At 46.5% G+C, this 21,436-nt stretch carries 15 protein-coding genes and 2 pseudogenes; 11 read left to right on the top strand and 6 right to left on the bottom strand.

Features of this window, described 5'->3' with window-relative positions; translation table 11 throughout:
* Nucleotides 1-580: hypothetical protein (locus QUW60_RS08425; protein WP_289559797.1), on the top strand; the 580-nt coding region annotated here is incomplete at its 5' end.
* 228 nt (nt 581-808) lie between these two features.
* Entirely contained in the window at nt 809-2,824 is a 2,016-nt protein-coding gene (locus QUW60_RS08420; RefSeq protein ID WP_018710110.1) for a KUP/HAK/KT family potassium transporter, read from the top strand.
* 158 nt (nt 2,825-2,982) lie between these two features.
* Here the strand turns inward: QUW60_RS08420 and QUW60_RS08415 are convergent, their stop codons facing one another.
* Both QUW60_RS08415 and QUW60_RS08410 read right to left on the bottom strand, forming a co-directional pair.
* Nucleotides 2,983-4,104, bottom strand: coding sequence for a PDDEXK nuclease domain-containing protein (locus QUW60_RS08415; RefSeq protein WP_087337873.1), 1,122 nt, complete (start codon nt 4,102-4,104; stop codon nt 2,983-2,985).
* A gap of 25 nt (nt 4,105-4,129) precedes the next feature.
* A pseudogene (locus tag QUW60_RS08410) lies at nt 4,130-5,361 on the bottom strand (tyrosine-type recombinase/integrase).
* A 437-nt stretch (nt 5,362-5,798) separates the two neighbouring features.
* Here QUW60_RS08410 and QUW60_RS08405 point away from each other — a divergent pair.
* Nucleotides 5,799-6,608, top strand: a complete 810-nt coding sequence (locus tag QUW60_RS08405; RefSeq protein WP_288187094.1) for a Fic family protein — start codon at nt 5,799-5,801, stop codon at nt 6,606-6,608.
* A 166-nt stretch (nt 6,609-6,774) separates the two neighbouring features.
* Here the strand turns inward: QUW60_RS08405 and QUW60_RS08400 are convergent, their stop codons facing one another.
* Both QUW60_RS08400 and QUW60_RS08395 read right to left on the bottom strand, forming a co-directional pair.
* Entirely contained in the window at nt 6,775-6,849 is a 75-nt protein-coding gene (locus QUW60_RS08400; RefSeq protein ID WP_289559814.1) for a topoisomerase DNA-binding C4 zinc finger domain-containing protein, read from the bottom strand.
* Nucleotides 6,850-6,989: 140 nt separating this feature from the next.
* On the bottom strand, nt 6,990-7,451 hold the full coding sequence (locus QUW60_RS08395; RefSeq protein ID WP_289559794.1) for a nuclease-related domain-containing protein: 462 nt from the start codon (nt 7,449-7,451) through the stop codon (nt 6,990-6,992).
* A 368-nt stretch (nt 7,452-7,819) separates the two neighbouring features.
* Between QUW60_RS08395 and QUW60_RS08390 the strand changes: the two genes are divergently transcribed.
* The 3 genes and pseudogenes from QUW60_RS08390 to QUW60_RS08380 all read left to right on the top strand — a co-directional run bounded on the left by QUW60_RS08390 (nt 7,820) and on the right by QUW60_RS08380 (nt 9,250).
* Entirely contained in the window at nt 7,820-8,203 is a 384-nt protein-coding gene (locus QUW60_RS08390) for a VOC family protein (protein ID WP_258336687.1), read from the top strand.
* Nucleotides 8,204-8,215: 12 nt separating this feature from the next.
* A pseudogene (locus tag QUW60_RS08385) lies at nt 8,216-8,758 on the top strand (GNAT family N-acetyltransferase); the annotation flags it as partial.
* A gap of 27 nt (nt 8,759-8,785) precedes the next feature.
* Complete coding sequence (locus QUW60_RS08380) at nt 8,786-9,250, top strand: GNAT family N-acetyltransferase (protein WP_289559812.1); 465 nt, start codon at nt 8,786-8,788, stop codon at nt 9,248-9,250.
* 28 nt (nt 9,251-9,278) lie between these two features.
* On the opposite strand, the gene QUW60_RS08375 is transcribed toward QUW60_RS08380, so the two are convergent.
* Both QUW60_RS08375 and QUW60_RS08370 read right to left on the bottom strand, forming a co-directional pair.
* Nucleotides 9,279-9,728, bottom strand: a complete 450-nt coding sequence (locus QUW60_RS08375) for a hypothetical protein (protein WP_289559793.1) — start codon at nt 9,726-9,728, stop codon at nt 9,279-9,281.
* Between the two features lie 453 nt (nt 9,729-10,181).
* Nucleotides 10,182-11,339 (bottom strand): purple acid phosphatase family protein, encoded by a 1,158-nt coding sequence (locus QUW60_RS08370; protein ID WP_289559792.1) that lies wholly within the window; start codon nt 11,337-11,339, stop codon nt 10,182-10,184.
* Nucleotides 11,340-11,668: 329 nt separating this feature from the next.
* Between QUW60_RS08370 and QUW60_RS08365 the strand changes: the two genes are divergently transcribed.
* The 5 genes from QUW60_RS08365 to QUW60_RS08345 all read left to right on the top strand — a co-directional run bounded on the left by QUW60_RS08365 (nt 11,669) and on the right by QUW60_RS08345 (nt 21,436).
* Nucleotides 11,669-13,003, top strand: a complete 1,335-nt coding sequence (locus QUW60_RS08365) for a DUF6055 domain-containing protein (protein ID WP_289559791.1) — start codon at nt 11,669-11,671, stop codon at nt 13,001-13,003.
* A 142-nt stretch (nt 13,004-13,145) separates the two neighbouring features.
* A complete protein-coding gene (locus QUW60_RS08360) occupies nt 13,146-15,332 on the top strand; it encodes an alpha-galactosidase (protein ID WP_289559789.1) in 2,187 nt (728 codons plus the stop codon).
* A gap of 28 nt (nt 15,333-15,360) precedes the next feature.
* The gene (locus QUW60_RS08355) at nt 15,361-17,397 is read left to right on the top strand and encodes an MGH1-like glycoside hydrolase domain-containing protein (RefSeq protein ID WP_289559787.1); all 2,037 of its coding nucleotides are present in this window, start codon (nt 15,361-15,363) and stop codon (nt 17,395-17,397) included.
* A gap of 6 nt (nt 17,398-17,403) precedes the next feature.
* Nucleotides 17,404-19,395 carry a retaining alpha-galactosidase gene (locus QUW60_RS08350; RefSeq protein WP_289559785.1) on the top strand — a complete coding sequence of 664 codons (1,992 nt, stop codon included), beginning with the start codon at nt 17,404-17,406 and terminating at the stop codon, nt 19,393-19,395.
* Nucleotides 19,396-19,438: 43 nt separating this feature from the next.
* Nucleotides 19,439-21,436, top strand: coding sequence for a glucosidase family protein (locus tag QUW60_RS08345; RefSeq protein ID WP_289559810.1), 1,998 nt, complete (start codon nt 19,439-19,441; stop codon nt 21,434-21,436).

Here is a 21,436-nt window from a genome sequence, read left to right as displayed (position 1 = left end):
AGTTGTTCCCGAAAAAGAGTTGCAAAACATCCTGACCCGGCTTGCCGAACTGCGGAAATCAGGACAGGAACAACGGCAATCTTTCGGGGAGGTCAAGAATTATGTAGTAGCCACTTTCGGCTGTCTCAAGGAAATGCTGGAAACAATGAAGCGGTACCATGATGAGCGCATGGCAGAAAAAGAAGAAGCCAAACCCGTACCGTTTCATCGGCGGATTTACAACAAAGTAACTTCTTTGGTACGCCCGAAGCTATTCCTCTTTTCGGCAGGTCTGATTGTCTGTGCCACGTCCCTGTTCCTGAATGTCCGTCTGGCTGAACGGATGGGGCAGTTGCAGGACAACGACATGAAATACCGTTATCTGCTGATGCAGGGACAAGCGGACGGCAATACCCTTGAAAGACTGGAGAATAAGTTCAAGTGGCAGCGGGACGAGCGTTTTATCCGCAACCTGACGGATTCGGTACTAGATTTTGAGGAACGTTGCCGCAGGCAGGCGGAAGCCTTGGAACGGGCAAAGCTGCTTAATGAGCAGGCTGAGCAGTTGAAAAAGGAAGCTGATAGGTTAGGAAATCAGTAAATAGCAAAAAGCCGAGGTGAAGGATAAGTCCCATAACTTCGGCTTTTGAGTTTAATAGTTATACGTAATTCAAATAGACTATTTTTTTAGACAAGCCTTGACCATCGTCAAGGTTTATATGATATTTTCACGAAAAAAGAAAAGTGAAATCTTATTGTTAAGATTTTATTTTATATTTGCGCCGCTTAAAAGGAAAACAAATATATGTAGAACAAAAAACTACTTTTTATGGCAAACTTATCAAAAGAAGGCAATATTCAACATAAACTTGGATTTGCCGGGTTACTCATCACATTGGGTATTGTTTTTGGTGACATTGGAACATCGCCACTCTATGTTATGAAAGCCATCATTCATACTGGAGAAGCTCTTGATGAAAATTATGTTTTAGGCGCATTGTCTTGTATCATATGGACGCTTACTCTTCAGACTACGGTGAAATATGTGCTGGTGGCTCTCCGTGCCGACAATAACGGGGAGGGTGGCATACTTGCGCTTTATGCCCTTTTACGCCGCCACAGAAGAAGATGGATTTACATCATTGCCATTATCGGTGCGAGCACTTTGCTTGCTGATGGTATTATCACTCCAGCCATTACGGTCACAACTGCCATAGAAGGACTTGAAAGTATCAGTCCGCATCTGCCTGTGATTCCTATTACACTGACCATTATTACCATTATATTTTTCGTTCAGCGTTTTGGTACAGAAAATATAGGACGGTCATTTGGCATATTTATGCTACTTTGGTTCCTGCTTCTTGGAATCGCCGGAGCTATCAGTCTGACTTCCTATCCTCAAGTATTCAAGGCATTCAATCCTTACTATGCCATACGGTTATTAGTGGAATCCCCCCACTGGTTTCTGATATTGGGTGCCGTTTTCTTGTGTACCACTGGTGCAGAAGCCTTATATTCTGATTTAGGGCACTGTGGCAGACGAAATATTACGGTCAGTTGGATATTTGTAAAGGTGATGCTTATTCTAAATTATTTGGGGCAAGGAGCGTGGGTATTGCATCATCCGGAAAGTGCAGAAGGTACAGTGAACCCATTTTATTCAATCATGCCACAAGAAATACTGTTGTTTTCCATTGCAATGGCTACCGGGGCAGCTATTGTTGCGAGCCAAGCTCTAATAAGCGGTTCATTTTCCATATTGAGTGAAGCTATGAACTTGAATTTCTGGCCTCGTATGCGTATTAAGCACCCTACCAACGTAAAAGGTCAGTCATTTATTCCAATGGTAAACCTTGTAATGTATATTGGAGTAATATTTACTATATTGTTGTTTCGAGATTCCACCCACATGGAAGCCGCTTATGGACTTGCCATAACTATTACAATGTTGATGACAACATTGTTGTTGGGATTCTATTTGCATATGCATAACATTCCACGCATTCTATCAATACTGTTTGTCGGCGGATATTGTGTTATTGAAGGTATTTTCCTTGCTGCAAACCTGTCCAAATTTATGGTCGGAGGTTGGTTTACGCTGTTAATAGGTGGATTATTATGTTTTATCATGTTTGTATGGGTAAGTGCCAACAAAATTCGTCGAAAACATATGTCTTCCAAACGGTTAAGTGAATACTACAACATTATTTCTGATATTAAGGCGGACGAAAGCATATCCAAATATGCTTCTAATCTTGTCTATGTGAATCATGCAGACAAAGAAGGTTGTGTGGACGATAAATTGTTGTATTCCATAATCAATAAGCAACCTAAACGGGCAGATCATTATTGGCTTATTAACCTTGAATTTGTGGATACACCAGACACACTTGAATATAATTGTTCCACATTAATAAAAGGGACATTGTTTAGTATAACCATGCGTATAGGTTTTCGTATAGAACCGCGCGTGAGCCTTTATTTACGACAAGTAGTTGATGACCTTGTTGCGGATGGTGAAGTAGAACTAACAAGCTCTTATCCTTCATTGCATAAGAATGGCATACCGGGTGATTTTCGCTTTATTATTATCCACCGGATATATTATCCTGAAGATTCCCGTAACCGCCGACAAAATTTGCTGATGAGCCTTTATGCCTTAATTAGAAAGATAGGCATTGGAGAACCGAGTGCGTTGGGGCTTGACACATCGGTTGTTGTTGTCGAGCGTGTACCGTTAATTATAGCTAATAGGGCAAAACATATTCGTCGTATAGAGCGGATTAAGCCTGAAAAATGCGATAATGATGCTAATATAGTCTTGGAAGAACAGAATGTATCATAAGTGACTTGCTATAATTATCGTCTGCATTTACGGTTTAGTTCTGTCTTTTGTATATACATCCAAACTAACCTAAACCTATTCTTGTTGGCAGTAATAAACGTGCTGGCGAAAAGAGAAAGAATGGCTTTCCTTCTTTTCGCCAGTAGTGTTTTTTATTGCTAATAGTTTGCAGTTGAAATGAACTTCTTAATTTCCTCTTCAGTGGGAAGTTCTATCATATACTTTTGCACGAAGATGTTCGGGTCTAATCCGGCAGTGGCGTATTTTACCAACGTGTCGCCCTTCTCGGTGCAAAGCAGGATGCCGACAGGCGGATTGTCGTCGGGTTGCATCACTTCCGCCTTGAAGTAGTTAAGATATAGGTTCAGTTGCGAAGCGTATTCGTGGCGGAACTTGTCTATCTTCAATTCCACGATGACATGGCATTTCAAAATGCGGTGGTAAAACACGAGGTCGGCAAAGAAATAATCCCCGTCTATCAGGATTCTCTTTTGGCGTGCTTCGAAGCAGAACCCATGCCCCATTTCCAACAGAAAGTGCTGCAGGTTGTCGAGAATGGATTGCTCCAAGTCGTTTTCCGTTACCAAAGTACGGTCGTTCAATCCCAAAAACTCCAACGTAACGGGCGTGTTAATAATGTCTTTGGGCTGTAATTGCATGGCTTGCCGCTGCACCAAGGCAGACAAGGTTTCCTTATTTTGGGATAATCCGCTGCGTTCGTAATAGAGGGAATTGATTTGCCGCTCCAATTCCTTTACTGACCAGCAGCCCCGAATGGCTTCCATTTCGTAGAAAGCACGTTTTACAGGGTTATCAATGGGTGAAATTACATTCAAATGGGTAGAGGATAGGCGGCTAAATAACTTTTCGGGTGGGGTAATCCATTTGTTTTGAGCCGATTGAATGTATTGAGAAGATTCGGCGGTTGGCGACCGCCGAATTGGGTCTGCAAATTCGGCGGACAGTGTGTGCCGAATTTCGCTTCCTGCCAATATGTATTGTGCGATAGGCTCTTTCAGTTGCGGATAAACGAGGTACAACCGCCGGAACTCACGAAACCTGCGCTCGTTCAGTCCTTTGACATTCAACCGCTGTTCCAGTTTCTTCAACAGTTGCTCGCCGTATGCGGCACGGTCTTCACCGTTTTGCTCAAACTCCACGATATAGCAGCCCATGAGCCAGTTGCGGGCAGTCAGAGCGAGGTTTACAGCGTGTGCGGCTTGCGCCTGCAACGTGCTTTGTATCGTGCTGATATGTTTTACTAATGCTTCAAAGTCCATAATTGCAAAGGTAAGTCTTTTATGGTTAAAACTTTAATTCCGGCAGGCTGTTTATCGCTTCCTCTTTCAATTTATCCACCGCACGGGTGTATTTCTCCGTATGTTTCAGTCCGCTATGCCCGAGCAGGCTGGCAACCGTCTTGATGTTCGCCCCATTGTTGAGGATATTCACGGCGAATGAGTGACGGGCGCAATGCCAGCTTATGTGCTTATCTATCCCGGCTCTTTTCACCCAACGCTTGACGGATTTGCAGCAACTTTCATACGAAGGCAGGTTGAAGATGAGAGCGTCTTTGTTACCGTCTGCCGGCGGTTCTCCCACAAGCGAAAGAAGCCCGTCATTGAGCGGAATAACCACACCGCTACTGGCGGAATGACCTTTGGTCTTGTTCTGCTCAAATTTTAGCAGCTTGTTGGCGTAGTCGATATTCTTATAGGTAAGGTCTTTCACATCACAGAAGCGCAAGCCACAATACAGGCAAAAGATAAACGCACGCCTTACGTTGGGGTTCTCGTTGTCATAATGGCACACGCAATCAACCGCTGGATTTCTTTCGGCGAAAGCACGTCCTTGCGTAGTATCTGGCTATCCGCCTTGCAGGTAACGCCTTTGCAGGGGTCTTTCAGCATCACATCGTGGTCAATCGCATAGTGGATAACCTTCTTGAAACGCTGGAAGATGCTTTTAGCCCCTTCGCCCACGCTCCGGGATTGCAGATAAGCTACGAACTGTTCCATCATGTCCTTCGTGATAAGTTCCGGCTTGATGCCGAACTCGTGCATCGGGTAATGCTCCTTCAAAAAGTCCTTGAAACGGCTTAGGGCGATTTGCACCATCCGAATGTCTTTCTTGGTATAGTCATTGATATAGGCTTGAAAATAATCCAAGAAATTCACGTTCCGGTCTTTTTTCAGGCGATAGCCCAACATACTTTCCTTAAACTCCTGTTCACGTTCGGCACGTATTTTTACAGCAAGCTCCAGTGTTTCCTTGTTCTGCTGGCGTTCCGCAGGGGTACGTGGCTTCTCTATCAGATACAGGCTGAGGTTCTCTTTTCGCCTGTGATGCTTGATAGCGAACTTCGGCTTTCCCCGCATCTTACCGCTTTCATAATACACCTGATTACCGTTTTCATCCAATACAGGCTTTTCCTCTCTACCCAAATAATACTCCAGATACAAACTAATTCTGCCGTCCGACAGCCTGTTTTGCTCCAATTTAGGGTTTTCTTTCGTTTTATTTTCTAACTTTGCCATTGTTTAGAGGTTTTATCCCGATTTAGATACCGTAACCGGGTGATTACGCTAAATAATTGATTTTCTTTTGTTTTCCGATATTGCAAAGGTACAAAAGAAAATGGAATTTCAAAGTGTACTAAAAGTGTACTAAATAACAGAAAATGGGCAAAATATGGCAAAAATGGAGAAAATAAGAAATTCACAAATAGCTGATAATAAGGAAAATAAATTCTTTTATTTTCCTATGATTTCTGTGGCTTGTACCGGGTCTGGGTACAAGGATAAAAGCTAAGTATTGATAAGTCAATCGCTTAGCTTTTTTTCTTTTTGTCTAAACTTTCCCATATTTTCTCCACACGTGCAAAAAAATATTGTAGTAAGTAGTTGTTTTCTTTGGATGCACAAAACAAATGCAGTACCTTTGAAAAGAAATAAATCCCATTAAATAAAAGTCAATGGAACAAGGTGTTTGGCATGAGATTGAACTGTTGTACCAGAAGTTCCAGCAACTTGGTATCAGTGAAGCGGTGGACTATGAGAAGTACTACCTCTATTCTCTTATTACCCATTCTACAGCGATTGAGGGTTCAACACTTACCGAAGTGGAGGCGCAAATGCTTTTCGATGAGGGTCTGACTGCCAAAGGAAAGCCATTGGTATATCACTTGATGAATGAGGACTTAAAGAAAGCATACGAGCTTGCCAAAGAAGAAGCCGAACATAAAGAACCCATCACATCAGTATTTTTACAGAGATTGAATGCTGTGTTGATGCGTACTACAGGCAGTACCTATAATGTAATGGGTGGCTCTTTTGATTCTTCCAAAGGCGAATTCCGTTTGTGTGGTGTTACAGCTGGCATTGGTGGACGTTCTTATATGGGTTATCAGAAAGTCCCTGCCAAAGTAGATGAACTTTGCGCTTTATTGCAGGAAAAGCAAAAGGCTGTGGGAACATTCCGGGAACAATACGAACTAAGCTTCAATGCCCATCTTAACTTAGTAGCCATTCATCCGTGGGTAGATGGCAACGGAAGAACCGCCCGCCTGCTGATGAATTACATTCAGTTCTGCTACAATCTTTTTCCAACTAAAATATTCAAGGAAAATAGAGAAGAATATATACTTTCCCTGCACCAATGTCAGGACGAAGAAACGAATCAGCCGTTTTTGGACTTTATGGCTGGTCAGCTAAAGAAATCTCTCTCTTTGGAGGTTGAGCGGTTTAATGCTTCGCAGAAGAGAGGGGTTAGCTTTCTGTTTTAGTCTTTTCTTATTTTTGGAGGCATTTACTGAATATCCCTGAATAACAATAAAAGCTAAGTACTGATAAGTCAATTACTTAGCTTTTTCTTTTTGTCTGAATATCCCCTCTGACTTTTCCGCTTAATTTTATGTTCTGATATGCCTAAGAATTAGGCAAGGATTACCGTTATGAGTTTAAAGTAAACTTGCATTTGGGGAAATTTGAGCACCCATAGAAAGAGCCGTATTTGCCTTGCCGCAAAACAAGCTGTCCTCCGCATAGGGGACAGATGCCCTGACTTATGAGGCTTGAACTTCTGTATTGTCGTGCTTTTGCGTTGTGCTTATGTTGTTTTAGCTTGTTCTTATCACCAATTATGCGATTTTGGTTGATTGTCCGTATTATCCAATCGATGGTTTCCCGATCAAGAACGGAGTCTTGTATTGTCGGATCGCACGTTTAAGGTTATGTCTGTTTACAACAATACTGTTATTGGCATGCACTTTTAATGCCGCGCTGTTATTGAAAACGACAATCGGAATAAAAAGTATATTTGCCGAACCTTTGAGCAGGTGACGTAAAAATCTCACATGTCCGGCATTTTGCTTTATCGGATTGTAAAACTGGTGTTTGCTTTTATAAATGGTTTGTGTCCAGTATTCGCTGTTCTCGCCACCTGAAATCCAGCCTTTATATCCCTTTGTCTCAATGACAAAGACACCATAAGGCGAAACTACGATATGGTCGATTTGTGTTGAATGTTCATTGTCTTCGAACAGCAGATTATTGAACACGACGTATTCTTCAGGCAGTTTCTGAATTTTGTTTCTTACAAGCCTTTCAGAATACTTGCCTTTCCACATCGGCATCTTTAATTTAATGAAGATTACCGCTGCAAAAAATAGAATGACGCCGGCGATATACATATTATTGAATGAACAGATTCTTTTTATTTATCTTTTACCTGCTTTGAATCCCCATTGGACATGCCGTCTTCTTCCTGTAGCCTTATCCAAGAAAGATATTCTGCTGTAAAGATACATAATTTTCCCATTGTTCCTTGAATTATTCTTATTAACCGGACTTTTTTTAACTTTGAAGATTTCATTCTTGATTTCTATTCTTCAGTTGCTTTTTGTCGGATTATTATTACTTTTGTAATCAGACAATAAATCGGATTGGCTGGGTCAGTCCGGTACCTGAATGTGTAATTTATAAAAGAGGGGAATTTATGAAACTTGATCATGTGGCGATGTATGTGAATGACCTGGAAACTGCCCGGGATTTCTTTATCCGTTATTTTGGGGCGGTGTCAAATGAGATGTATCCTAACCCGCGGACAGGGCTGAAGACTTACTTCCTTTCTTTTGACCGTGGAGCGCGGCTGGAAATCATGTCGCGCCCGGATATGGCGGACCTGCCTAAAGATCCTTTGCGGACAGGACTTGTCCACCTTGCTTTTTGCGTGGGAGGGAAAGAAAAAGTCGATCAGCTGACGGAGTGTCTTCGTGCTGACGGTTATGCGGTTGTCAGCGGTCCGCGCATTACGGGCGACGGTTATTATGAAAGCTGCATTGAAGGGCCGGAAGGCAATCTGGTGGAAATCTCAGAATGAAAAGGCAGTGTTATGGGCAATTGTTTGGAAACTTCTCGTCTTATTCTCCGTCCTTGGCAAGAAGCCGATGCGGAATCCCTCTATAAATATGCCAAAGATCCGGCCGTCGGTCCTGTTGCTGGATGGCCGCCTCATGCGTCGGTTGAACATAGCCGCGAGATTATCCGCACCGTTTTTTCGGAGCCGGAAACGTATGCGGTGGTGCTGAAAGAAACGGGCGAGCCGGTGGGAAGTGCAGGCATCATGCGCGGAGATGGAATGCACAGCGCAGATATGCAGGCTGATGAGGCTGAGATCGGTTACTGGATCGGCGTTCCTTATTGGGGAAAAGGCATGATTCCGGAGGCCGTGCGTTGCCTGTTGCGCAGATGTTTTGCCGATTTGGGCTTGTCGGCCGTATGGTGCGGCTTTTATGACGGGAACAGGCAATCGCAGCGGGTAATGGAGAAGTGCGGGCTTACGTATCATCATACAGAAACAGGCAAAGTTTCTCCTTTGGGAGATGTGCGTACAGAGCATTTCATGCGGATAACTGCGGAAGAGTGGAACTTACGTAACGGAATCTTGAGGGATTCTCCAGCTCTGAACGATTCTCCTGAGATTTGTCTTGTTTCTTCGGATAAGAAACGGTATCTCTCTCTTCTGCTTCTTGCCGACGAACAAGAGTCGATGATCGACCGTTACCTGGAACGGGGCGATCTGTATGTCATGCGGGATAAGCAGGCGCACGACGCTTTTGCCGTGGCGGTCGTTACGCTTGAGGGAGAAGGTGTTTGCGAATTGAAGAATCTGGCTGTATCTCCGCAATGCCAGCGCAAGGGGATGGGGAAGCGGATGGTGGAATACCTTTTCGGACGTTATAAGGGAATGTGTCATACGATGCTTGTCGGTACGGGCGACAGCCGGCAGACTGTCGGTTTCTATCTGAGCTGCGGTTTCACCTATTCGCATACGGTGCCCGACTTTTTTACGCAGCATTATGATCATCTTATCGTAGAGGAAGGACAGGTGTTGCGTGATATGCTTTATTTCCGCCGGACCTTGTGATGAGAGGGCGGATGGCATTGCCGGCTCCTTATTTTGCGTCCAGGCGATACCGTTCGAGCCTTTCGTTCAGGATGTTGCATATCTCCGGAAGGTTGTCAAGCATAACGCTGAGCAGGCCGGTAGGAACATTGCCCTTCTTCCGCGAATAAGCCGCATAAATCTGGCTTCCTGCTACATAGAAAAATCCGATGTCTTCAAACATGAATGTCTTGTATCCGAATCTGATGGGAACCAGCACCTTAAGGCGGTCCTTGTGAATGGTTGCCCAAGGCCGGCTGAACAGCCGAAGCATCGTATATCCCAATGAAACAACAAAGCCTGCTCCGAAGAAAGCGGCACCTGAATAGCCGATGATGACATGGAGCGGATAGGTGTCATGAGCCATAAACCATCCTCCATAAACGAATAGGGCGCATCCCACCGATAGGGTCAAGCTTTTCAATGTGCTTGGATATATTTTTATTGTTAATCTGTTCATAACTTCAAAGGTAACTTTTTTCTGAACATGCCGGAATGTCGGGCCGTAAAATTTGAAATATTTGGGCGACTGATCAGGACAGGTTCAAAATGGGGGGTAAAATTACCGTATAAAAGAATAAAACGACAGATTGTTAACGTTTTTTGGCAGAAAAAAGCCCGGGTAGTCGTGTGTCAGGTCTTTTTCTTTCCGCTTTTTTGAGAAAAATGTAAATCGGCCGGGCGGTGGAATAAAAGCAGGTTCCCGTTCCGGAAACTTCAGAATGGGGTTGTGAAAACTTCAAACGGCGATGTGGTCTGTATAAACCACGTCGCCGTTTGTGCAGACCACGTTGTCGTTTCTATAAACCACGATGCGGTTTACAGAATGTGTCGGAGAATCTGCATCTTTTGTCCGAGTCGTTGAAGAAAAGTCCTGCCGCGGTCTGACAGATATAGGATTGGCCGGTTCGGTTCAGAATGTCGTGTCCAGCAAGACATTGCCGGTGTTGTCGATGACCTTTGCCTTGATTTTTCCATCCGAAATGTCCAGGCGTGTGGCGCTCCGGTTGCTTCCTACAATCACCGGAAAGGCATTTCCGGCTTTGTCTTTCTCATGAAAGGCGAAGCGGTGCGTATGTCCTGAAACCATCAGGTCAATGCCGGCCTTGTTGAGTATGGGAAGCATTTTGGCTTTCAGGTCATTGATTCCGTGGTTCAGTTCCTCGTCGGGGAATACGTTTGCCATGGGGAAATGAGAGATGACGATGCGGTAGCGTGCGGTCTTGAACTCTTCCGTTTCAACCAGCTGTGCCAGCCATTCCGCCTGTTCCGTGCGGTAAGCGTCGAAGTCCGTCAGTCCGGCATATACAGGCACATTGTCCGGCTTGTCCTCACCGCAGTCCAGCATCACAATCATGATGTCCCCGATGCGGCGCGAACCATAGATCTTTCCGCTTGACTTCGGGAACAGCCCCGGATAGCTGCGTGCCAGCTTTCCCCGTGTTTCGTGGTTTCCGCGCACCATATCGAAAGGAATGGAAGATGCGAACAAACGGACGCTTGTGTCGATGAAAGCCTGGAATGGCGTTTCATCGTTTTCCATGTAGCTCATCATATCTCCGGCGTAAAGAAAAGCGTCGCAGGTCTTGTAGTCGCACAGGTTGAGCAGGGTTTCCAGCTGGCTGCTGTTGTTATGGACATCGCTCACCACGAATAAAGAGCCTCCTTTGCTTTCCGGGTCGACGGTTCGGAAAGTGTACCATTGCGACACGATGCTGTCCCCGAACACCACCTTGTACGGCTGGAAGTCACGCATCTCTTTCGAGCGGATGCGGTAATTGTAGACCGTTCCGGGCCTCAGTCCTTCCGCCCTGACGGAATGGAAAGTCGTGTTGGCGTCACGCAGTCCATGTTCCGCGTGATAGCATTGTCTGATATCCTCGCTTCCCTCTTCCTTCAGTTCGATATAGGAGAACGATGGGAGCGAGGTTGTAAACACGAACGTTGCTCCTTGAGGTGTCACTTCCTGGAGGTAAGGGCCGTGTGAAACGGTGAACAAGGCTTGTGGCTGAGCCATGAGGCTGGTTAGCGCAGAAGAAATGAATGCAAGTGCAAGATAAAGTTTTTTCATGTCGGTATTGATTTTTTGATTGTGATGCAAAATAAATGAAATTAACCGATGGATTGTAAGCGGAGGTGTCTTTTTTTAATGTGCAGGATAGAATTTTATTATGGATCTAGAACCTGATATAACATTACTTTATTGGAAAAATAAAACAGGCTCTTAGGTAATGCCGCTTATTAGAACAGATAGCAAAGTCGTAAGGACGGAAAACAAAGCGATATACAATCGCTCCGTTTAAATTTGCACACAGACAGATGCCGCAGGTAGCGGCTTCTCATGACGGAAGTTTTCACATAGGATAAATATAAAGACACAACTTATTAAAATCAGCGATTATGAAAAGAACAAAAGTTATGGGCATCCTGCTTGCATGTGCCTTGCTGGTGGGAGGTATCTGTCCATCGGCTGCGAAAGGAAAGACAATTCTGATTCCGGAAAAACAGAAAAAGGAAAACAGGTTCGGGCAGACGGACGGAAACTTTTCGTATGAGTATAAGGCTGAGTCGGAGAATCTGGTCCTGTTTTGGGAGAAGTCGTTCGGAAAGAATCCGGAGCAGTATTCCAACAAGTCCAGACGTTTCTATCCGGACGAGATCTTGCGCGAAGGCGAACGATTCTATACGTATTATACGGACAAGCTGAAATTCGCTGACCGGACGACATCGAATGCATCAAAGTATAAAATGATAATCTGGATGTTCAATGATGATGAAACAACTGCTTACGGATGGGGAGATGAAGGAGTAGGAATGATGTGGATGCGCCCGTGCCGCACCAATGCCTACCCTTACTGCGCGCTGGCTCATGAGATGGGGCATTCTTTTCAGTATATGACAGAGGCCGACGGGGCGCGCGGCTTTTCGGGAAGCCCGCTGGTGGAGTATACCTCGCAATGGATGCTCTGGCAGGTTTATCCCTCTTGGGTGACGCTCGAAAAGTTTCATCTGGATGCTTATATGAAACAGACGCACTATTCGCTGCTGAACGGGGAGAATCAATACCATGCGCCCCAGTTCCTTGAATATTGGTCATACAGGCATGGACTGGATTTCATTGCACGTCTTTGGAAAGAGGCCGAGGGCACGGAAGACCCCGTTTCTGCCTATAAGCGTCTTACGGGGGTCAGTCAGGAGCAGTTCAATGATGAGGTTTATGATGCCGCTTCACGTTTTGTGACCTGGGATTTGCCGCGTGTCAAGGCTTCGTGCAGCAGTTATGCTAACCAGCATAGCTGTAAAATGGAGGGCAAGGAAAACGGCTGGATGCAGATCGCTCAAAGTCGTTGCCCGCAGAATTACGGATACAATGCGATCCGTTTGAGCGTTCCTGAAGGTGGAACCGAGGTCAGGCTGGACTTTGAAGGCATTGCGGGCAGCTGGGATTTTCACAATGTACACCCGGACAAGGCTGGATGGCGCTACGGTTTTGTTGCTGTGACCACCGAGGGCAAACGTGTCTACGGCAATATGAACCGCGGAGAAAACGGAATGAACCGTACGGCCAGCTTCTCTGTGCCTCAGAACACTCAGTTCCTTTGGCTGGTGGTGACCGGTGCACCGACAGCACATTGGGAAACTCACAGAAACGGTGAGAAAAAAGGCGAAGAAACGCAATGGCCTTACCGCATCAGACTGGACGGGACATCTGTACATCCTTCTGTTTTGAAGTGAGAGATAAATTTTAGCTCCGTTTTGCGTTTGTTGCCGTTCTGTTTTCCCGTTTCCATCTGTCGGATAATTCGCGGGCCGAAGCGGGGAAAATCAGAACAAACTTTAAGAAAATCAGTGACCAACAATATAATCATCAGTGAAAATGAAAACAAGAATTTATTTGCTGGCGGCACTCGGACTGTTTTCCGTGTCTTTGCCGGCCAAAGATTATCTGGTGTCAACCGGAAACACTTCGCTTTTGCTTACAGTGGAGAAGGGGGAGAAGCCCAAATTCCAATATTACGGAAGCCGCATATCTCCGGCTGACATACAAAGCGTTTATGATAGCGGGCTCGCTTTCAACGCTGACAGTTATCCGGTTTTCGGACTCAATACAGCCGGAGAGCGTGCCATGGCGGTTACGCATGCAGACGGAAACATGTCGCTCAACTTGGCCGTAGAAGAGGTCAGGCAGTATGCCGACGATGAGGGAGAGATAACGGAAATATGCATGAAAGACAAGGTTTATCCTTTTTGTGTAAAGCAGTGCTTCAAGGCTTATAAAGAAAGCGATATCATTTCGACATGGGTGGAGGCGGAAAACATGGGCAAGAAGCCGGTTACGCTGTATCGTTTTGCTTCTGCCTTTTTGCCCGTCAGACGCGGCGAGAATTGGCTGACTCACTTTCACGGGCATTGGGGGGCTGAGTCAACGATGGAAGAAGAAAAGCTCACTAACGGGCAGAAAGTGATTTCCAATAAGGACGGACTGGTGAACACGGAAACGGACAATCCTTCTTTCATGATCAGTCTGGACGGAAAGCCTCAGGAAGAGTCCGGACAAGTGTTCGGGGGTACTTTGGCGTGGACTGGGAATTACCTTATCAAGATGGATCTGAGAAATACTCAGTTTAATGTGATAGCAGGAATCAATGAAGAAACTTCTCATTATCAGCTGGAAGCAAAAGAAAAGTTCGTTACTCCGGAGTTTGCCATGACATACAGCAGTTGCGGGAAAGGCGGCATTAGCCGTGCCTTTCACCGTTGGGCGAGAAAATACAAGCTGCATGGAGGTGATGAATTGCATGACATTCTGCTGAACAGTTGGGAAGGCGTTTATCTGAAGGTGAATCAGGAGAGCATGGAAGAGATGATGAAGGATTTTTCTGCACTGGGCGGGGAACTGTTTGTCATGGACGACGGATGGTTCGGCAACAAATATCCGCGCAACCGGACGGATTGTGCATTGGGCGACTGGGAGGTCTGCAAGGAAAAGTTGCCGGAAGGCATCGAAGGGTTGCTGAAGTCGGCTGAGAAATATGGAATCAAGTTCGGCCTTTGGATAGAACCGGAGATGGCAAATACGAAAAGTGAACTGTTTGATAAACATCCCGATTGGATTATGCGTGTAGCGAACCGTTCCTTGTCGACAGGGAGAGGTGGCACTCAGGTGGTGCTTGATCTGACAAACCCCGAGGTGCAGGATCATGTGTTTGGAGTTGTAGACAAGCTGATGACGCAATATCCCGAAATCTCCTACATGAAATGGGACGATAACTGCTGGCTGATGGATTATGGCTCTTCTTTCCTGCCCAAGGACAAGCAGTCGCATCTCTACATCGACTATCACCGCGGGCTGAACAAGGTGCTGGAACGCATTCGGGCCAAATATCCGGATCTGGTTTTGCAGGCATGTGCCGGCGGAGGCGGGCGTGTGAATTACGGGATGCTTCCGTACTTCAACGAGTTCTGGACCAGCGACGACACCGACGCGCTTCAACGCATCTACCTCCAATGGGGAATTTCCAATTTTTATCCGGCCATTGCCATGGCTGCCCATGTCAGTGCGGACAAGAATCACCAGACAGGGCGCACCCTGCCGTTAAAGTTTCGTTTTGATGTGGCTATGTCGGGACGTCTGGGCATGGAAATGCAGCCTAAGGACATGACGGACAAGGATAAGGATTTTGCCAGACGGGCCATTGCGGCATATAAGGAGATACGTCCCGTCGTTCAATTGGGAGATTTGTACCGGTTGGTTTCACCATATGACAATAAAGGTGTATCTTCGCTCATGTACGCAACGGAAGACAAGAGCCGTGCGGTTTTCTTTGCTTACAAGACAGATCACTTCATTAACATGACCGTTCCTTTTGTACGCATGAGCGGTCTTGATCCGGGCAGGAATTATCGAATCACGGATCTTACTCCTGTACGTGCAGACAAACCCTGCCCGTTGGACGGGAAAGTAATCAGTGGAAAAGTGTTGAAAGAGGAAGGCATCGCTCTTTCGAAACTGCTGGCATCCGAATATGCAAGCCTCGCGCTGGAATTGCGGGCTGTGGAATGATATTTATAAACGACTAAAAGAATAAACCATGAAAGTGAAAAATACATGTGCAACATTTGCATTCTGTGCATTGTCTGTTCTCTCCGTTTCGGGAAAGAACAACTGCTCGCAAGAACAGTTCATCAATCTGCTGAATATCGAAAAAGGCTACAAACCCATGCCGCAAGGCTTCTTCTTCGCCGATTTGGGCGGATGGCACGGCTATGGATTCAACAGGAAGTCGGATTTGTCACTGGCGGGAGGATTCAGAGGGCCTGCGTTTGCCGGGGAGCGTTCGCTGGGGCTGCAATGGCTGTCTGACTGCTTCAGCCGGCTTGTACTCAAGGAAAACGGGAAAGATATTCCGTTCGAAGCTGTCGGGGCGAACGAATACCTTCCGGGAATGCTCAGACAAAGCCTGGATGCCAAAGAGCTTGCTGTACATCTGAAAGAGATAGCAATCTCAGACCGGAGCACTTTGACGGAATATGAAATTCGCAACGAGGGGAATTCTGAGCGTGAGATAGAAATTGGATTTACGGGAAAGCTGACATATAAGGATGCCTCGTGCAAGGCTGTAGACGGAGATGATATACATGTCGGTGTAAAAGACGGACGTCATCATTTCATATTCTCCTTCTCGGAAGACGGAAATTTGCAGATGGACGGAACGCAAGGATATATGATGAATATGGGAAGCCGTTCCTTGCGTCCGGGCAAGTCGGTAAAATTGTATGTGTTCACCACTTATTGTCCTGCATCTACCGAGCAGGAGGCCATGGCTGAACACCAAAGCATACGGAGCAATGAAACGGAAAAATATTTCAAGGAAAACAAGAAGCGGTGGGAAGGCTATATCCGTTCCATTGTAGACCGTCCTACTCCTTATATGGAAAGCGAACGCAACAGGAAATGGGCTGTAAAGGCATTGATGACGCTGCATACCAACTGGCGCAGTGCGGCCGGAGATTTGAAGCATGGGGGTGTGCAGCCGGCTACCGGACACTTCAATGCGTTCTGGGCATGGGACAGTTGGGAACATGCTGCGGCGCTTGCTGTCTTTAATCCGGAACTGGCAAAAGAACAGATGCTGACTATGTTTGACTACCAGACTCCTGAAGGTATGATTGTTGACCTGATAGCTTTGGATAAGAAAGAAAACAACAACGTCTGCTCTAAACCGCCTATTGCCGGCTGGGCGACTTATATGGTTTACCGCCGCACAAAAGACAAAGCGTTTGTCAAGGAAATGCTCCCTAAACTGCTGAAGTTTCATGAATGGCGTTACAAGTACCGCGATCATGACGGTAACGGATTGTGTGAATACGGGGGCATCGGCCCGGAAGTCTATATGGGACAGTGGGAAAGCGGCATGGATGTTGCCGTAAAATTCGACGGGGTGAAGATGCTGAAGAATGCGGAAGGTGCCTGGTCGTTTGATCAGGAATCTATCGAATTGAACAGCTATCTCTGTGCCGAGAAATTTTATCTTGCCTACATGCTGGATGAGATAGGGGAGAAGGAACAAGCTTCACAGTTCCGCGCTGACGGCAACAAACTCCGCAAAATGATTCAGGAAAAATTCTTTGACAAGGAAACAGGATTCTTTTATGACCGCAAGCTGGTAACAGGGGAGCTGGTGAAAGTAATAGACATTTCCGGATGGATTCCTTTGTTCACAGGGGTAGCCACTCCGGAACAGGCGGCTTCCGTCAAGGAGAATATGCTTGATCCGGAATTGTTCGGTACGTATTTCCCGTTTTCCAGTCTGAACCACAAGCATCCTTTATACCAGCCCGATAAAGGATATTTCCGTGGACAGACATGGATGAACTATACTTATTTCGGTATTCGGGGATGGAAGAACTATGGTTTCAAAGAAGACGCTGAAAAGTATACGTGGCTGCTTCCCGACCGTCTGAAAGGGTTGGCTGAGCCAGGGTATCCAATCCGCGAAAACTGGAATTCGGAAACAGGAGAAGCCATGACGGCCATGCATTTTGGATGGTCAAGCGCTTTTTCCATTCTCTTGCTTACAGAAGATGCAGATAAATTTCCGTATATTCCCTGCGAAATGAAAAAATAGAATGATATGAAAATGAAACCGTTGTTTATCTTAAGTTTATGCTGCTTGTGCTTGCAGGCATTCGGTGAAGAGTATACGTACAGATTAGCTTCTCCTGATAAGAATCTGGAGGTTAACATCTCTGTTGGTCAGAAAATTACGTATAGTGTAAGGCATAAAGACAGAGTTTTGCTCAATGCAAGTCCTATTGGATTGGTATTTCTTGATCGGACGCTGGGAGCAGATGCAAAAGTAATCCGCAAGAAAGAATCTTCATTTACGGAAGACATTCAGTCACCTCATTATCGGGTGCCGTCTTTCACGGTCACTTATAATGAATTGGACTTGAAGATGAAGGGTAACTACGGAGTTGTGTTTCGTGCCTATAACGAAGGGATGGCCTACCGTTTCTATACAACAATGAAAGACTCGGTCATTGTCGAGGATGAGATTGCATCTTTTAATTTTCCGGAAAACTATACCTCATATATGGCTTATTCAACCGCAGGTGTGAAATCGGACCAATATGCGATGGCATTCCAGAATACTTATACGGTTTCGACCGTAAAGGAGGCGGAAGCGGACAATATCGCTTTCCTGCCGATTACGCTGGATTGCGGGGATGAAGTGAAAATGACTTTGCTGGAATCAGATCTGGAAAGCTATCCGGGAATGTTTATAGAGAAGGGAAACGGGGAATCCTGCTCGCTGAAGGCAACTTTCGCCCGTTATCCCAAGGCCTTGGAACGTTTTCCCCCGCGTGCCATGACGAAGGTCGTTGAGCGTTCCGATTATATAGCCAAGGCGGCGGGAAAGCGCAATTATCCCTGGCGCATTTGGGCCGTGACGGAAAAGGACACGGAAATGCCTGTAAACAATCTGGTATATGCGCTGGCATCTCCCAACCGTATAGGGGACTGCTCGTGGATAAAAACCGGGAAAGTGGCTTGGGAATGGTGGAATGACTGGGGAATCTCCGGTGTCGGATTCAAGGCAGGCATCAACATGGATACTTATAAACATTATATCGATTTCGCTGCGGAGAACGGGATAGAGTTTGTTGTGCTGGACGAAGGCTGGTATAACCCGGCTAAAGGAGATATGCTTGCTGTGATTCCGGAACTGAATCTGGAGGAATTGGTCCGATACGGTAAAAGCAAGGGTGTGGATTTGATTCTTTGGACGGTTTTCAACGTGCTTGATGAACAGTTGGAAGAAGCTTGCCGGAAATATTCGGCCATGGGAATCAGTGGGTTTAAAGTGGATTTCCTGGACCGTGATGACCAGACGGCAGTAGAGATGGCTTGCCGCATAGCTGAAATGACCGCAAAGTATAGGCTGACATTGGACCTGCACGGCTTCTACAAGCCTACCGGGATGAACCGCACGTATCCGAACGTCATCAACTATGAATCTGTCTTCGGAATGGAGGAGATGAAGTGGAGCACAGTCGACAGGGACATGATGGAGTATGACGTGACAATGCCTTATATCCGCATGATGGCAGGGCCGGTGGATTATACGCCGGGGGCGATGCGCAATGCCGCGAAAAGAGATTTCAAGCCGATATACCACAATCCGATGAGCCAGGGAACCCGTTGCCATCAGTTGGCAGCTTACGTGGTGCATGATTCGCCCTTGACAATGCTTGCTGACAATCCGACTATTTACAGGAAAGAGCAGGAATGCACGGACTTCATTGTTGGAATGCCTAATAAAGGCATCGATGAAACGCGGATACTTCAAGGGAAATTGGGTGAGTTTATTGTCACAGCCAGAAGAACAGGGAGTGCGTGGTATGTGGGCGGAATGACAGACTGGACTCCTCGGAGTGTCACGCTGGATTTCAGCTTTTTGGGAGAGGGAACGTATGATGTCATTTTATTCAGAGATGGCATTAATGCGGACAGGCAGGCTGAAGATTATGTGAAAGAAGCTTTTTCTGTCACTTCGACTTCGAGGAAAAACATCTGGCTGGCTCCCGGAGGAGGCTTTGCCATGTCTGTAGTGAAAAGATAATCGAAATAGAAATTGTATGAAAACAAATAACGTATCATATTCCATGAAAAGGTTTATAGTGCCGATCGCTTTGTGTATCTTGTGCATCGCTCCGTTGCATGCGAAACACTACTGGCGTATCAGCAAGGAAGGAAACAGCATCACGTGGCAACTGAAAAAGGGAGAAACGCATCATGACCATATCGAAATGTCAGGAAAAAGCGTATCTGTCGTATTGAGATATGGAGTGAATGCAGAAGGAGAGTTCGAACTGAATAAAAGTATGGTGTGGCCCATGCTGCGCACCGTCCCTAACAATACTCACGGGAGTCTGATGCGTCGGCTGGACTGGAACCCGCTCGACGCTGTGACTGCAAACGGGAGGGCGTTGCAAGAGCAGGTGAAGTGCATTACGCTGAACGGAACCCTGGAGGCTGTGAGCGACCTTCAGCTTGGAGGCAAAAGCAAAATGACACTGAAACGGACTTTCTTCCCCTCTGCTGAACATCCGGCACTGGTGGAGATGTATGAGTTTGCTAATGTGGGAGAAACGGCCGTTACGCTTGAACTTCCCCACGAACACACCGTGCTGCATACCGACCCGGAGAAAGGCGTTAAAGGTTCTTACGCCATTTGTATGGATACGGACAAAGGTGGAAGCGTCACGCTTGCGCCCGGTCAGTCGTTCGTTTACTCGGCCACGCTTGCCGCTTATGCCGAAGGAGAGGAAAAAGCCGCAATGTCTGCTTCGGCGGAACTTGCCAGACGCAAGGCTCTTGTTGATGAATGGACCGGAAACCTAATGCTGGAAACTCCGGATCCGGTAATCAATGAAATGTTTGCGTTTTCCAAGATACGTGCGCTGGAAAGCATCTATGAAACGAAAGGAGGCCCCATGCACGGGCCTGGAGGCGAATCTTATTATGCTGCAATCTGGGCCAATGACCAGGCGGAATATATAAATCCTTATTTCCCTTATACTGGATACGCATACGGAAACGCATCGGCCTTGAACTCCTTTAGACTCTTTGCGCGGTACATGAATCCAGACTGGAAGCCTATTCCGAGTTCAATTGTTGCGGAGGGGGATAGTTATTGGAACGGAGCGGGAGATAGGGGCGATGCTGCCATGATAGCTTACGGTGCTGCACGTTACGCTTTGGCAAGAGGAAGCAGGGAAGAAGCCTCCCGGTTGTGGCCTTTGATTGAATGGTGTCTGGAGTTTTGCCGGAGGAAAATCAATCCGGATGGGGTGGTAGCTTCGGACTCGGACGAACTGGAAGGACGCTTCCCTGCCGGAAACGCCAACTTGTGCACCTCTTCGCTTTATTATGACGCGCTGCTTTCGGCGGCTTATCTTGCTGATGATTTAGGCAAAGGAAAGGGTGTTGCCAAACGATACAGGGATCAGGCCAGGCAATTGAGGAAATCCATCGACACTTATTTTGCCGCTGAAGTGGAAGGCTATGATACATATGCTTACTATAAAGGAAACGATGTCTTGCGTGCCTGGATATGCATCCCGTTGACTGTAGGGATTCATGAACGCGCCGAAGGCACTGTTGACGCCCTGTTCTCTCCGCGCTTGTGGACTGAGAACGGACTTTTGACGCAAGCCGGAAGCGAAACGTTCTGGGATCGCTCCACCTTGTATGCTCTGCGGGGCGTGTTCATGGCGGGCGAGCGCGAAAAGGCTCTCAAGTTTCTGAAGCATTATTCATCGGTCAGACTGTTGGGAGAACATGTGCCGTATGCTGTAGAGGCTTGGCCTGAGGGAGGGCAGCGTCATCTGTCGGCTGAAAGTGCTCTGTACGGGCGTATCTTTACGGAAGGCATGTTCGGCATCCGTTCCACCGGACTGAACGCTTTTTCTCTGCAACCCCAATTGCCTGCGGAATGGGACAGAATGGCCTTGCGGAAAGTGAAGGTTTTCAATGGGTCGTTTGACATTGAGGTTGTCCGGCTGAAAGGAGAACGGCTGAGGGTAACAGTGTGGAATGAGGGAAAGCAGCTGTTGGAGAAGAAGATTAAAAATGGAACGGCTTTGAATTGTATGTTGTAG

The organism is Bacteroides gallinaceum (assembly GCF_030373775.1).
Lineage (GTDB): Bacteria > Bacteroidota > Bacteroidia > Bacteroidales > Bacteroidaceae > Phocaeicola > Phocaeicola excrementipullorum.
The sequence above is the reverse complement of the archived record's forward strand: the minus strand, read 5'-3'. Positions and strand labels throughout refer to the sequence as shown.

Excerpts from the sequence above, each read along its gene's own strand:
- QUW60_RS08360 (WP_289559789.1), top strand. The coding sequence starts at position 13,146 with ATGAAAACAAGAATTTATTTGCTGGCGGCACTCGGACTGTTTTCCGTG.
- QUW60_RS08370 (WP_289559792.1), bottom strand. The coding sequence starts at position 11,339 with ATGAAAAAACTTTATCTTGCACTTGCATTCATTTCTTCTGCGCTAACC.
- QUW60_RS08390 (WP_258336687.1), top strand. The coding sequence starts at position 7,820 with ATGAAACTTGATCATGTGGCGATGTATGTGAATGACCTGGAAACTGCC.
- QUW60_RS08405 (WP_288187094.1), top strand. The coding sequence starts at position 5,799 with ATGGAACAAGGTGTTTGGCATGAGATTGAACTGTTGTACCAGAAGTTC.
- QUW60_RS08420 (WP_018710110.1), top strand. The coding sequence starts at position 809 with ATGGCAAACTTATCAAAAGAAGGCAATATTCAACATAAACTTGGATTT.
- QUW60_RS08365 (WP_289559791.1), top strand. The coding sequence starts at position 11,669 with ATGAAAAGAACAAAAGTTATGGGCATCCTGCTTGCATGTGCCTTGCTG.
- QUW60_RS08375 (WP_289559793.1), bottom strand. The coding sequence starts at position 9,728 with ATGAACAGATTAACAATAAAAATATATCCAAGCACATTGAAAAGCTTG.
- QUW60_RS08395 (WP_289559794.1), bottom strand. The coding sequence starts at position 7,451 with ATGTGGAAAGGCAAGTATTCTGAAAGGCTTGTAAGAAACAAAATTCAG.
- QUW60_RS08345 (WP_289559810.1), top strand. The coding sequence starts at position 19,439 with ATGAAAAGGTTTATAGTGCCGATCGCTTTGTGTATCTTGTGCATCGCT.
- QUW60_RS08415 (WP_087337873.1), bottom strand. The coding sequence starts at position 4,104 with ATGGACTTTGAAGCATTAGTAAAACATATCAGCACGATACAAAGCACG.
- QUW60_RS08355 (WP_289559787.1), top strand. The coding sequence starts at position 15,361 with ATGAAAGTGAAAAATACATGTGCAACATTTGCATTCTGTGCATTGTCT.
- QUW60_RS08350 (WP_289559785.1), top strand. The coding sequence starts at position 17,404 with ATGAAAATGAAACCGTTGTTTATCTTAAGTTTATGCTGCTTGTGCTTG.